Source organism: Amycolatopsis sp. NBC_00438 (genome assembly GCF_036026695.1).
Classification (GTDB): Bacteria; Actinomycetota; Actinomycetes; order Mycobacteriales; family Pseudonocardiaceae; genus Amycolatopsis.
In genome coordinates, this window is record NZ_CP107923.1 from 9,987,847 (window position 1) to 10,000,900 (window position 13,054).

General features: G+C 70.5%; 9 protein-coding genes. 6 read left to right on the forward strand and 3 right to left on the reverse strand.

The window, feature by feature from the left end; genetic code table 11:
- Nucleotides 1–137: 137 nt before the first annotated feature.
- From OG494_RS46275 to OG494_RS46295, 5 genes are all read left to right on the forward strand, one after another.
- On the forward strand, nt 138–1,760 hold the full coding sequence (locus tag OG494_RS46275; protein WP_328449867.1) for an FAD-dependent oxidoreductase: 1,623 nt from the start codon (nt 138–140) through the stop codon (nt 1,758–1,760).
- A 57-nt stretch (nt 1,761–1,817) separates the two neighbouring features.
- A complete protein-coding gene (locus OG494_RS46280) occupies nt 1,818–2,873 on the forward strand; it encodes a LacI family DNA-binding transcriptional regulator (protein WP_328449869.1) in 1,056 nt (351 codons plus the stop codon).
- Between the two features lie 94 nt (nt 2,874–2,967).
- Nucleotides 2,968–4,260: an ABC transporter substrate-binding protein gene (locus tag OG494_RS46285; RefSeq protein WP_328449871.1), complete on the forward strand. Its 1,293-nt coding sequence runs from the start codon at nt 2,968–2,970 to the stop codon at nt 4,258–4,260.
- Nucleotides 4,257–5,141, forward strand: coding sequence for a carbohydrate ABC transporter permease (locus OG494_RS46290; RefSeq protein WP_328449873.1), 885 nt, complete (start codon nt 4,257–4,259; stop codon nt 5,139–5,141). Before OG494_RS46285 ends, OG494_RS46290 begins: the two co-directional genes overlap by 4 nt.
- On the forward strand, nt 5,131–5,958 hold the full coding sequence (locus OG494_RS46295) for a carbohydrate ABC transporter permease (protein WP_328449875.1): 828 nt from the start codon (nt 5,131–5,133) through the stop codon (nt 5,956–5,958). The genes OG494_RS46290 and OG494_RS46295 overlap by 11 nt, the downstream gene beginning before the upstream one ends.
- Before the next feature lie 182 nt (nt 5,959–6,140).
- Here the strand turns inward: OG494_RS46295 and OG494_RS46300 are convergent, their stop codons facing one another.
- Nucleotides 6,141–7,922 (reverse strand): sensor histidine kinase, encoded by a 1,782-nt coding sequence (locus OG494_RS46300; protein WP_328449877.1) that lies wholly within the window; start codon nt 7,920–7,922, stop codon nt 6,141–6,143.
- Nucleotides 7,915–8,610 carry a response regulator transcription factor gene (locus OG494_RS46305; RefSeq protein WP_328449879.1) on the reverse strand — a complete coding sequence of 232 codons (696 nt, stop codon included), beginning with the start codon at nt 8,608–8,610 and terminating at the stop codon, nt 7,915–7,917. Before OG494_RS46305 ends, OG494_RS46300 begins: the two co-directional genes overlap by 8 nt.
- Nucleotides 8,611–8,777: 167 nt before the next feature.
- Between OG494_RS46305 and OG494_RS46310 the strand changes: the two genes are divergently transcribed.
- On the forward strand, nt 8,778–11,921 hold the full coding sequence (locus OG494_RS46310; protein ID WP_328449881.1) for a GH92 family glycosyl hydrolase: 3,144 nt from the start codon (nt 8,778–8,780) through the stop codon (nt 11,919–11,921).
- A gap of 60 nt (nt 11,922–11,981) precedes the next feature.
- Here the strand turns inward: OG494_RS46310 and OG494_RS46315 are convergent, their stop codons facing one another.
- The gene (locus tag OG494_RS46315) at nt 11,982–13,010 is read right to left on the reverse strand and encodes a trypsin-like serine peptidase (RefSeq protein WP_328449883.1); all 1,029 of its coding nucleotides are present in this window, start codon (nt 13,008–13,010) and stop codon (nt 11,982–11,984) included.
- Nucleotides 13,011–13,054: the final 44 nt, after the last annotated feature.

Genomic DNA, 13,054 nt, shown 5'->3' on the forward strand with positions numbered 1-13,054 from the left:
TTAGGGCGGTTCTAACCGCCCTAACCACTCACGACAAGCCGCGGCAGACCCACACTCTTGACGCGCGGCCCAGACTCCCGCAGTATGCCGTGAGTAATTCGTATTACTCCGGCACTGTGGCGAGATGCGGAAGGCTCATGAGGGAACTGGACACGGAGATTCTGGTGGTCGGCGGCGGTCTCGGCGGGGTCGCCGCCGCGCTGGCGGCGGCCAAGGCCGGACGGCGCGTGGTGCTCACCGAGGCGACCGACTGGCTCGGCGGGCAGCTGACCGCGCAGGCCGTGCCGCCCGACGAGAACCCCTGGATCGAACGCTTCGGATCCACCCGCACCTACCGTGAGCTGCGCGAAGGCATTCGCGGCTACTATCGCCGCCACTACCCGCTGCGCGCCGAAGCCGCCGCGCTGGCCGAGCTGAACCCGGGCGCCGGGAAGGTCAGCAAGCTCTGCCACGAACCGCGCGTCGCGCTCGCCGTCGTCGAGAGCCTGCTCGCGCCGCACCGCAGCGCCGGGCGGATCGACGTCCTGCTCGAACACCGGCCGATCGACGCCGTGACCAGCGGCGACCGGGTCGACGCCGTGACCCTCGAAGACCGCCACGGCGAGCGCGTCACCGTCACCGCGCAGTACGTCGTCGACGCCACCGAGGACGGCGACCTCCTGCCGCTCACCGGCACCGAGCACGTCACCGGCGCGGAAGCGCAGTCCGAACACGGCGAACCGCACGCCCCGGCGGAAGCCGACCCCGCGAACCTGCAGGGGATCACCTACTGCTTCGCCGTTTCGCACCACGAGGGCGAGCACCACGTCATCGACCGGCCCGGGATGTACGGCTTCTGGCGCGACTACCAGCCGGACTTCTGGCCCGGCCCGCTGCTCGGCTTCGTCGCCCCCGACCCGCGGACCCTGGACCCGGTCAAGCGCACTTTCGTGCCCAACCCGGCCGGCGATCCCCTGGCCGTCAGCGCCGATCAGAGCGCCGACGCGGGGGACAAGGAGCTCTGGGCGTTCCGGCGCATCCTGGCCCGCGGCCTGCACGCCGACGGCGCCTTCGACTCCGACATCACCCTGGTCAACTGGCCGCTCAACGACTATTGGCTCAGGCCCGCGCTGACCATCCCCGGCCACGCGGACGAAGCCGTCGTCAAAGAGGCGCACCACGAAGCCAAGCAGCTGAGCCTGTCCGTCCTGTACTGGCTGCAGACCGAGGCACCCCGCGCGGACGGCGGCACCGGCTTCCCCGGCCTCAAGCTGCGGCCCGACGTCACGGGCACCCAGGACGGGCTCGCGAAGTCGGCGTACGTCCGGGAAGCGCGGCGGATCAAGGCGGTCACCACCGTCACCGAGCACGACGTCTCGGCGGAGATCCTCGGCGTCGACGGCCGGGTCCGGCGCGAGGACGCCGTCGGGGTCGGGAGCTACCGGATCGACCTGCACCCGTCGACCGGCGGGGACAACTACGTCGACGTCGCGAGCGTGCCCTACGAGATCCCGCTCGGCGCGCTGCTGCCCGTCCGGGTGACCAACCTCTTGCCCGCGGGCAAGAACATCGGCACCACCCACATCACCAACGGCTGCTTCCGGCTGCACCCGGTCGAGTGGAACGTCGGCGAGGTCGCCGGGCTGCTCGCCGCGTTCGCGGTGCGCGAGGGCGTCGAGCCGCGGGCCGTCCAGGCCGACGGCCGGCTCTTCGAAGAGTTCGCGCGCGACCTGGACGCCGCCGGGGTGGAGCGCCGGTGGCCGGAAGTGCGGGGGTACTGAAAGTGCCGCCTGTACTGTGCCGATTGTCCGCGGCAGTCGCGCTGGAGGGAGTCATCGATGACGGCGGGTTCGGGCCGGGTCACGCAGGCCCAGGTGGCACGCCTGGCCGGCGTCTCGCAGGCCGTCGTCTCGATGGTCCTGAACGGCTCCGACAGCCTCCGCATCACCCCGGAGACCCGCGAGCGCGTCCAGCAGGTGCTCCGCGAGACCGGGTACACCGTGGACATCATGGGCCGCCGCCTGCGCGGCAAGTCCAACCAGATCCTCGGCGTGTTCACCTACGAGTCGGTGTTCCCGTCCGGCGTGGCCGACTTCTACCGGCCGTTCCTGCTCGGCATCGAGGAGGAGGCCGAGGCCCAGGGCTTCGACCTGCTGCTGTTCACCAGCGGTGGCCGCCGCGACGGGCGCCGCCGCATCTACGACCAGGGCACGAACCGGCTGCGCATCGCCGACGGCTCGGTCCTGCTGGGCCGGCACAACGACCCGCAGGAGCTCGCGCAGCTCGTCGAGGAGCAGTTCCCGTTCGTGTTCGTCGGCCGCCGCGAGTCGCCGACCGGGCCGATCAGCTACGTCGGCGCCGACTACGTCGCGGCCACCCGTGAAGTCCACGAGTGGCTGTGGCGGCTCGGGCACCGCAAGATCGGGCTGCTGAGCGTCACCGAGGAGAACGAGCCGACGCTCGACCGCCGCACCGGTTACGAGGCGGCGGCGCGCAAGCACCGCCGGCCGCCGCTCGTGTTCCTCGCCGACGACCCGGCGCTCGCGCTGCGGCAGGCGCTCGACGAAGGCGTCACCGCGCTGCTCGTCGAGAGCTCGGCGATGGCCGACGGCATCCTGGCGTGCGCGGACGATCTCGGCGTGCGCGTGCCCGAAGACCTTTCGCTCGTCGTGCTGGGCGACGCCGACCCGTCGCAGCAGCCGGCCGCGCACGCGGTGCCGACCACGCCCACCGACTGGTCGATGTTCCGCATCCCGCGCCACGAGATGGGCGCGCACGCGGTGCGCGTCCTGGTCGAGCTGCTCGCGGATCCGAAGCCCCGGCAGCTGCTGCTGCCGTGCACGTTCCACGAAGGTGCCACTGCGGCAGCACCCTCCACAGTGCACATTCACTAACACAGTGCACACTCAAAACTAGGCGTACTGGCTGTTGACAGCCTACGAACGAGACGTTTACCGTCGCTGCTAATTCGAATAACCAGGAGGCATTGTGGCCTACCAGAGAGCCCGGCTGCTCATCGCCGCGGCGTTGTCCGCCGTCGCTGTGGCCTCGACCGCCTGCTCGGGCGGCGCCGGCGACGACACGAACATCGCACTGCGCATGACGGTCTGGACCACGGACAAGAACCAGCTCGCCCTCTTCGACTCCATCGCCGCCGAGTACCGCAAGGCCCACCCCGAGGTCGCGTCGGTGAAGTTCGACGTCGTCCCGGGCGACACGAGCGCGTACTCGGCCGCGCTGACGACGCAGATGTCCGGCGGCAACCCGCCCGACCTCGCCTGGATCCTCGAGCGCGACGCCCCGGACTTCGTCCAGTCCGGCGCGCTCACCGACCTCAAGCCCACGCTGAGCGCGACCGCGGGCTACAACGCCGGCGAACTGGTCCCGTCCGCCACGAAGCTGTGGACCAAGGGCGACAGCCTCTTCGCCTACCCGTTCTCGACGTCGCCGTTCGGCATGTTCTACAACAAGAACCTGCTCACCCAAGCCGGCGTCACCGAGACGCCGGACCAGCTGCTCGCGAGTGGACGGTGGACCTGGGACGCCGCCAAGCAGATCGCCACCCAGGTCGCCGCGCGCGACACCGGCAAGGCCGGCCTGGTCGTCCGCGAGTTCGAGTACAAGCAGTGGGTGCTGCTCGCCTCGGTCTGGCGCGGCTTCGGCGCCGACGCCTGGGGCCCGGACGGCAGGACCTGCGGGTTCGCGACGCCGGAGATGACGTCCGCGATGACCTTCCTGCACCAGGCGATCTTCACCGACAAGGCGCTGCCCGGCCCGGGCACCACGGCGGACTTCTTCGCCGGCGAAGCGGGCCTGACCATCGCGCAGATCAGCCGGGCCGGGCTGCTCAAGGCCAAGCCGTTCGACTGGGGCATCGTCCCGCTGCCCGCCGGGCCGAAGGCGAACGCGCAGGTCATCGGCCAGGCCGGGATCGGCGTCCCGGTGAAGGGCAAGCACGCCAAGGCCGCGTCGGACTTCCTGGCGTTCTTCACCAACCCGGCCAACTCGGCGAAGCTCGGCCAGTACTTCCCGCCGGCGCGCGACAGCCTGATCAACGCGGCGACCCTGGCGAAGGCGAACCCGTTGTTCAGCCAGGAACAGCTGCAGAACGTCGTGGTGAACGGGATCAAGAACGGCGCGGTCCTGCCGTCGCACACCGGTAGCGCGCGGATCGCGTCACTCGTCCAGTCCGCTTTGGACCCGATGTGGAAGCCGGACGCGAACGTGCCCGCCGCGCTCGCCGGGGTGTGCCAAGCCATCGACCCGGTGCTGAGCCAGTGACGCTCAGCTCGAAGAAGCGCGAAGAGCTCGCGGGGTGGATTTTCATCGCCCCGCAGGCCCTCGGCTTCCTCGCCTTCGTCGTGGCGCCGCTGGCGGCGGTGGTCTGGTACAGCTTCCAGGACGTCAACCTGCTGGCCGGGACGTCGTCGTTCGCCGGGACGGACAACTACGCGAAGCTCTTCGACGACCCGACCGCGCCGAAGGTCGCCCGCGCGACGGCGATCTTCTGCGTCGGCCTGGTCGTGCTGAACCTCGCGCTGGCGCTCTCGCTCGCGTTGCTGCTGAACCTGAAACTGCGCGGCACCACGGTGTTCCGGACGATCTTCTTCTCACCGGTGGTCATCACGCTCGTGGCGTGGACGATCGTGTGGAACTTCCTGCTGCAGGACAACGGCGGGATCAACTCGTTGTTGCAGACGATCGGGATCGACGGCCCGAACTGGCTGCGCGGCAACGGCAGCGCGATGCTGTCAGTGATCGTGGTGCAGGTGCTGAAGAACGTCGGGCTCAACATGGTGCTGTTCCTCGCCGCGCTGCAAGGGATCCCGGCGTCCATCATGGAGGCGTCCCAATTGGACGGTGCCGGGCCGTGGCGGCGGTTCCGCTCGGTGATCCTGCCGATGATCAGCCCGACCACGCTGCTCACGGCGATCATCACGGTCGCCGGCGCGTTGCAGGTGTTCGCGCAGATCCAGGTGCTGACCCTGGGCGGGCCCGCGGACAGCACCAACGTGCTCGTCTTCTACTTCTACCAGCAGGCGTTCGCCAACCACGACCTCGGTTACGGCGCCGCGCTGGCCGTCGTGCTGTTCCTCGTGATCCTGGTGCTGACGCTGCTGCAGTGGCGGATGCGGAGGCGGTGGGTGTTCCATGAGTCGTAGGGCGAAGATCACCTGCTATGTGGTGATGGTCGTGCTGGCGGTGCCGTTCGTGTTCCCCACCTGGTGGATGATCACGGCGTCGCTGCTGCCGGCCAACGAGGTGCTCGCGTACCCGCCGAAGCTGTTTCCGAGCCAGCCGCAGTGGGAGAACTACCAGGCCGCGTTCACCGACTTCCCGTTGGCGCAGCAGTACTTCAACAGCCTGTACATCGCGGTGCTCGTCACGCTCGGCACGATGTTCTTCTCCTCGCTGGCCGGCTACGCGTTCGCGCGCATCCGGTTCCGCGGTGAGAAGTTCTTCGGGCTGATCCTCATCGGGCTGATGGTGCCGAGCGAGGTCACGATCATCCCGCTGTTCCGCCTGGTCGACGACTTCGGGCTGACGAACACGCACTGGCCGCTGATCGTCGTGCCGATCTTCGGCGCGCCGAGCGTGCTCGCGACGTTCGTGATGCGGCAGTTCTTCATCACGATCCCGGGCGAACTGGAGGAGGCGGGCCGGCTCGACGGCCTGTCGCGCTTCGGGCTCTACCGGCGCGTCGCGATGCCGATCGCGAAGCCCGCGCTGGCGGCCGTCGCGATCTTCACGTTCCTCAACACGTGGAACTTCTTCCTGGAACCGCTGGTCTACCTGACCGACAAGACCAGGTACACGCTGCCGGTGGCGCTGACGCAGTACGTCGACGTCTACGGCGGCCACCTCTGGAACGTCCAGCTTGCCGCCGCGACCACCACGGTCGTGCCGGTGCTGCTGGTCTTCGTCATCGCGCAACGCCAGTTCGTCGAAGGGCTCGCCCAAAGCGGCCTCAAGGGCTAGGAGGCAGTCGTGATCGATCGCAGAACCCTTCATGGGTGGTGCCGCAGCCGTCACGCTGCTCGGCTTGGCGGGCGCGCAGGACGGCGTCGGACGCGGTGCCGCCGCCCGCCGGGCCGTACCCGCCGCTCGCCCCGCTCCCGCCCGGCGCTCCGGTGCCGGACGGCGCCCGCCGGCTGCACGTCCTACGCGTCCCGCACCCCGGCACCCTCACCACGGAGATCCGCCTTCGGTAGCCGGACCGTGAACGTCGAGCCACTATCCACTTCGGACTCGACGGCGATGGTGCCGCCGTGCGCCTGCACGAGGTGGCGCACGATGGCGAGGCCGAGCCCGCTGCCGCCGGTCTGGCGGCTGCGGGACTTCTCGGCCCGCCAGAACCGGTCGAACACGTGCGGCAGGTGCTCTGGGGCGATCCCGGTGCCGGTGTCCGCGACCGCGAGCACGACCTCGTCCACAGTGGACGAGACGTGGATCGTGACGCGGCCGCCGGCCGGGGTGTGCCGGATCGCGTTGCCCACCAGGTTGCCCGTCACCTGGCGCAGGCGGACCGGGTCGGCCGTCAGCCGGGCTTCCCCGGCGGCCTCGACGGACAGCGTGACACCGGCCGCGGCGGCCCGGTCGGCGTGCGCGGCCGCGACCTGGCCGGCCAGCTCGGCCGCGTCGACGGTCTCCGGGTAGAGCCGCAGGTGCCCGGCGTCGGCCGCGGCCAGGTCCTGCAGGTCCTCGACGATGTGCTGCAGCAGCACCGTTTCTTCGAGCAGCGACGTGCTCAGCGCCTGGTCGAAGGGCAGGTGCCCGTCCTCGGCGGCCTCCAGCCGGCCGCGGATCACGTTCAGCGGGTTGCGCAGCTCGTGCGCGATGTCGCTGACCATCGCCTTGCGCTGCTCCTCGATGCGTTCGCGGCGCGCGGTGAGGTCGTTGAACGCGGTCGCGAGGTAACCCACCTCGTCGCGGGACTTCACCGGCGCCGGCCGGTCCTGCTCGGCCGCCTCGGTCAGCGCCCGCAGCGGGCGCGACAGCCGCGTCGAGACCAGCACGGTGATCGCCACGGCCAGCGCCAGCACCCCGCCGGTCACCGCGAGGATCCGCGTCAGGTTCTCCCTCGAGAGCGTGAACGTCGGCACCGGCGAGTCGCCCGGGCCGAGGGTGAACAGCAGCGCGGGCGGCGCGACGTACGGCGCGAGCTGCTCACGCCGTGCCGTGTCGATACAGGCGCCGGCCGGGCCCTGGTCGGAGGTGCCGAGCGCCTCGAAGTCGAGGGTGAGCTTCACCTGCCCCGAGCCCCGGCGCTGGAGGCAGGTGTTCACGGCGTCGTTGAGGCTGGTGAGCGCGGCCTGCTCGGTCGGCGTGGGGTCCGCGAGCTCGTAGAACCCGCACTTGGCCGCGAAGTAGCGGGCGGTGACGGGGTCGGGCGCGCTGATCTGGGGCCGGCCGCTCGGCGAGTCCTGCACCTCGCTGCGCAGGCCCATGTCGTCGAGGCACCGGACCGCCTTCTCGGCCAGGGCGGCGAGGTCCTCGTGTTCGCGGGGCGGCAGCCGGAACGGCCCCACCGCGCGCGGGTCGATGCCGCTGGTCCCGGCGCCCGGCATCAAGACCGGGTCGACGTGCAGCGGGTCCACCGACGCGCTCGCCTTCACCGGCAGCGTGACCGGCGCGCCTCCGGAGTCGGCCAGCACCCGCCGGTCGATGGTGGTCACGACGATCCGGCGGCCGGTCTCCCCGGCCAGCGCCCGCAGCTTCGGGCCGGCCTGGTCCCAGCTGTGGTTCGCCGCGGCGAAGCCGAGCAGCCGGGTGTAGATCATCGCGTCGTCGGACAGGGCCTGGCCCTGTTCCTGCTGGATCGCGCGGGTGGTGGTCTGCACGGCGAGCCACGCCGTCGCGGCGATCGAGCCGAGGGCGATGAGCAGCGAGACGGCCGACAGCCGCAGGACCAGGCTGCGTCTTCTCGGAAACGGCCTACGCACTGTTCTCGGCGGCCAACTTGTAGCCGACGCCGAAGACGGTCAGCAGGTACTGCGGCTTCGCCGGGTCCGGCTCGAGCTTCTTGCGCAGGTTGAGCACGTGGACGTCGATGATCCGGGTGCTGACGAACCGGTCGTCGCCGCGGGTCAGCTCCAGCAGCTGACGCCGGGTGAACACCCGGCCCGGCTGCTTGATCAGCGTCGCGAGCAGCAGGAACTCGCCCGGCGTCGTTTCCACCGGGCGGCCGTCGACCGACACCTCGTGCCGCACCGGGTCGAGCCGCAGCCCGCCCGCGCGCAACGCCGTGTCGGCCGGTTCGCGCCGGGCGGCCGTCCGCCGCAGGAGCGTTCTCACCCGGGCCATCAGCTCGCGCGGGCTGTAGGGCTTGGTCAGGTAGTCGTCCGCGCCGAGGTCCAGGCCGAGCAGCAGGTCGTCCTCGGTGGCCCGGGCGGTGAGCATCAGCACCGCGACGTCGGATTCGCCGCGCAGGATCCGGCAGACGTCCAGGCCGTCGACCTTGGGCATCATCACGTCGAGGACCAGCAGGTCGGGGCGGTCGCGGCGGGCCTCGTCGAGGGCGGCCCGGCCGTCGGGGGCCAGCACGACCGTGTGCCCTTCGCTCTCGAGGTAGAGCCGGAGGACTTCGGCCTGCTTCTCGTCGTCCTCGGCGACCAGTACACGTGCGCACACGGCGTAGACAGTAGGCGTCCTGACACCCCTCCCACCCGATCCTGACCGGATCTTCATACCTCAGGGGAACGAGCCAGGTCTTTGTCAAAGTGTTGACCCCGGGCCCGCCGGCAGGCAAAGGTCGGATGTCCAGGCAGTGTTGGCTGGGGCAGCCTCGGGAGGCATCGGTGCGAGTCAGGCTCATGGCGGCGATCGTCGCGACGGCGGTGATCGGGGTCCCCGGCGTCGCTTCGGCGGCTCCGACAACGATGTCACCGCTGGTGGGGGACCCGGCGGCGTACGTCGACCCGCTGATCGGGACCGGCAGCGGTGGCAGCTCGGTCGGCGAAATCAACAACTTCCCCGGCCCGGCGGCACCCTTCGGGATGATGCAGTTCTCGCCGGACACCCAGGGCGCGTACGCCGGCTACCAGTACCACAGTGATCAGATCCGAGGTTTCAGCCTCGATCACGCCTCGGTCGGCTGCAACGCGTTCGGTGACGTGCCGATCCTGCCGATCACCGGCGACGTCGGCAGCGCGCCCTGGGACCGCACCGAGCACTTCACCCACGACGACGAGAAGGCCGAGCCGGGCTACTACGCCGTGACGCTCGCCGACTCGAAGATCCGGGCCGAGCTGACCGCGACCACGCGCACCGGGCTCGCCGCGTTCACCTTCCCGGCCGGCGCGAACGCGCAGGTGCTCGTCAAGGGCGGCGCCAGCCTCGCCGGGAACTCGAAGGCCGACCTGAAGATCACCGGCGACCGCGAGGTCAGCGGCTCGGCGACCACCGGCAACTTCTGCGGCAAGCCGAACAAGTACACGGTCTACTACGACATCACCTTCGACCAGCCGTTCACCGCCCACGGCACCTGGGACGGTTCCAGCGTCAAGCCGGAGACCGACAGCGTCGACTCGCCGAAGGCAGGCGCGTACCTGACCTTCGGTGCGCAGGGCGTGGTGCACGCCAAGGTGTCGATGTCCTACGTGGGCGTCGACGGCGCGAAGGCCAACGCGGCCGCGGAAGTACCGGGCTTCGACTTCGGCGCCGTCCGCAAGTCCACAAGGGACAGGTGGACGCAGGCGCTGGGCAAGATCCGGGTTGCGGGTCGCGATGCGGCTCAGCTCAAGACGTTCTACACCTTCCTGTACCACTCCCTGATGCACCCGAACACGTTCGACGACGCCGACGGGCGCTACATCGGCTTCGACGACCGGATCCGCACCCTGCCGAAGGGGCGGCACCAGTACGCGAACTTCTCCGACTGGGACACCTACCGCTCGCTCGCGCCGCTGCAGGCCATGCTGTTCCCGGCGGAAGCCAGCGACATGGCGCAGTCGCTGACCAACGACGCCGTGCAGGGCGGCTGGTGGCCGCGCTGGCCGATGGCGAACGACTACACCGGCCAGATGACCGGCGACAGCTCGGTCGCGCTGATCTCCAGCCTCTACGCGTTCGGCGCGCGGGACTTCGACGTCAAGACGGCGCTGAAGTACCTGGTCAAGGGCGCGACCTCGGTCGACGACACGCCCGGCGCGTACCAGGAACGCAAGGGCATCGCGGACTACGTCGCCCGCGGGTACCTGCCGAACAACGACGCTTCCCGCGGCGACCACGCCCGTGTCGGTGCGTCGATCACCCTGGAGTGGGCGATCGACGACTTCGCCATCGCGCAGCTCGCCCAGGGCATCGGCGACCGGGACGTCGCGCGCGAGTTCACCCAGCGCGGCCAGAACTGGCAGAACATCTTCAACCCGCTCACCGGGTACATCCAGCCGCGCGGGCAGGACGGCCGTTTCCCGGACGGCCCGGCCTACGTCCCGCCGCCGCCCGGCAAGTTCGGCCAGGACGGCTTCGACGAGGGCAACGCCGCGCAGTACACCTGGCTGGTCCCGCAGGACCCGGCCGGCCTGGTGACGGCGATGGGCGGCCCGGCCGCCGTCGCCCAGCGGTTGGACACGTTCTTCCAGAAGCTGAACGTCGGCCCGAACGAGCCGAACATGTGGGCCGGCAACGAACCCGACTTCGGCGTCCCGTGGCTGTACAACCACGTCGGGCAGCCGTGGAAGACCCAGCAGGTGGTCCGCGAGATCGCCACGACGCTGTTCAGCGCGACGCCGGACGGTGAACCGGGCAACGACGACCTCGGCGCGCAGTCGTCGTGGTACGTCTGGGCCGCGCTCGGCATCTACCCGGCCACGCCGGGCACGCCGGACCTGGTCGTGCACAGCCCGCTGTTCGAGCGGGCCGTGCTGTCGCTCCCGAAGGGACGGACGATCGACATCCGCGCGCCGAAGGCGTCTTCAGGCACGCCGTACGTCCATGACCTGTCGTTGAACGGCCGTGACTGGGACCGCACCTACCTGCCCGCGAACACCGTGCGCGACGGCGCCCGGCTGGACTTCTCGCTGCAGTCCACTCCGGACAAACGGTGGGCGGCGAACTCGGCGCCACCGTCCTACCAGGACAAGGAGAAGCCGTTCCTGACGTCGGCGACCAACCAGGTCGTCGTCGAGCCGGGCAGCACGGGCGAGGCCACGGTCAGCGCACAGCGGCTCGGCGGGCACGACCGCAGCCTGGACGTCACGACGAAGGCCCCGGCCGGCCTGACGGTCACGGGTCCGCGGCAGGTCCGGCTCGACGACCGGACCGGCAGCGGCACCGCGAAGCTGACGGTTTCGGTGGCCGCCGGGACACCCGAGGGCTACTGCCAGGTCCCGGTGACCGTCCGGGGCAGCTCGACGTCGGTGCCCGGCTCGGTGATCGTGCTGGTCGCGCCGAAGGGCGGGCTCGCCGCCGCGTATTCGAACGTCGGCATCTCGGACGACGGCGACGTGGGTTCGGCGGACATCGACGGCGCCGGGAACAGCCTCTCCCGCGAGGCGCTGGCCGCGGCGGGACTGGTGGGCGGTAAGCCTGCCCAGGTGGTGGGCACGACGTTCACCTGGCCCGCGGCACCGGCCGGCCGCCCGGACAACGTCGTCCCGGCGGGGCAGACGATCCGGCTGTCCGGGACCCGGCTGTCCTTCGTCGGCACGGCGTCGAACGGCGACCACCAGGCCAAGGCGACCGTCACCTTCACCGACGGCACCACCGGCCAGGCCGACTTGTCCTTCGGCGACTGGGTGTTCCCGGGCGGCGGTACCGATCCGGTGTTCGGCAACACGCTCGTCGCGCGCGCCGACCACCGAAACCAGCCGGGCGGCCCGGGCGGCGGCGCGTCGGTCTACGCGACGACGCCGTTCGCAGCCCCGGCGGGCAAGCAGATCGCCTCGGTGACCCTGCCGTCGGACACGAACCTGCACGTGTTCGCCATCGGCCTCGGCTAGGGACGTCGTGAGTGTTCAGGGCGGTTAGAACCGCCCTGAACACTCACGACGTGGTGTGGGTCAGGCGGCTTGCTGGGCGTTGTAGACGTTGATCGCCGCGTCCCCGAAGTGCGGGCTGCGTTCCTCGTCGGAGTTGTCGTCGGGGTGGTAGCTCACGTTGCCGACGAGGTAGCCCCAGCCGCGGGCGAGCTGCAAGTCGTCGAGCCAGGGACCGCCGCTGGCGCCGTGGCCCTGGTCGCAGTGGATGGCCTCCTGGTCGGGCTGGAACGGCCAGATGCCCGGGCGCCACGTCGTGCCGGTGCAGTAGCGCAGCTGCTGCCCGGTGATGCCGGCGCGGGCCGGGTGCGTGTCGAACGGGTAGCCGAACTCGTAGACGTTCCAGTCGTAGCCGGAGCCGAACTTGTAACCCTGCCAGCCGGTCACGTTGGCGACGCTGGCGCCGTTGCGGGGCCACAGCGTGATGGCCGCGACGTCGTAGTCGCTGTCCTTGCCGTCGAAGTAGCCGTTCGGCGCCGACAGCGACTTCCAGGTCCAGCGGCCCAGCGGCTCACCGGAACCGGCGTAGTCCGGGACGAAGACGAAGTTGGTGTACCAGTGCTTCGCGCCGTCGGTCACGCAATGCCCCGCGGTCCAGATCATGCTGCGGTTGGCCGAGTTGAGCACGCTCGCGGTGCACGAATGGCCACCGTCGGGCTCGTCGAAGTACAGCTTGCCGACGGTCGACGCCGGCATCTGGCCGTGGGCGGTCCAGACCTGCGACTGACTGAGCGCGGCGAGTGCGGCCGCGCCCTGCTTCCCGCCCGCCGGGCTCGTCGACCCGGGCGCGGACTTCGCGGGCAGGACGTGGGTCTGCGGTTCGGCCCCGTGCTGTTCCTTCGGTACGTCGACCGGCTCGGCGGTCCGCATCCGCTCGGCCGTCCAGTGGCTCAGGACGTCCTGCTCGGGCGCGGCCGAGTGGTGGACGACCGCGGCGGAAGCCTTGCCCGGCACCGCATCGGCCGTTGTCGCGGCTTGTGCCGAGCCGTGCATCAGCATGCCTCCGAGCACCACCAGGACGGTGGCTCCCCCTGCCCATCCGATACTTTTCACCGGGTACCTCCAGATTCCCCCGGGGCGGCGATCCCGCCCGGCAG

Coding starts and splice junctions, on each gene's coding strand:
- OG494_RS46275 (WP_328449867.1), top strand. CDS start 138: ATGAGGGAACTGGACACGGAGATTCTGGTGGTCGGCGGCGGTCTCGGC.
- OG494_RS46295 (WP_328449875.1), top strand. CDS start 5,131: ATGAGTCGTAGGGCGAAGATCACCTGCTATGTGGTGATGGTCGTGCTG.
- OG494_RS46280 (WP_328449869.1), top strand. CDS start 1,818: ATGACGGCGGGTTCGGGCCGGGTCACGCAGGCCCAGGTGGCACGCCTG.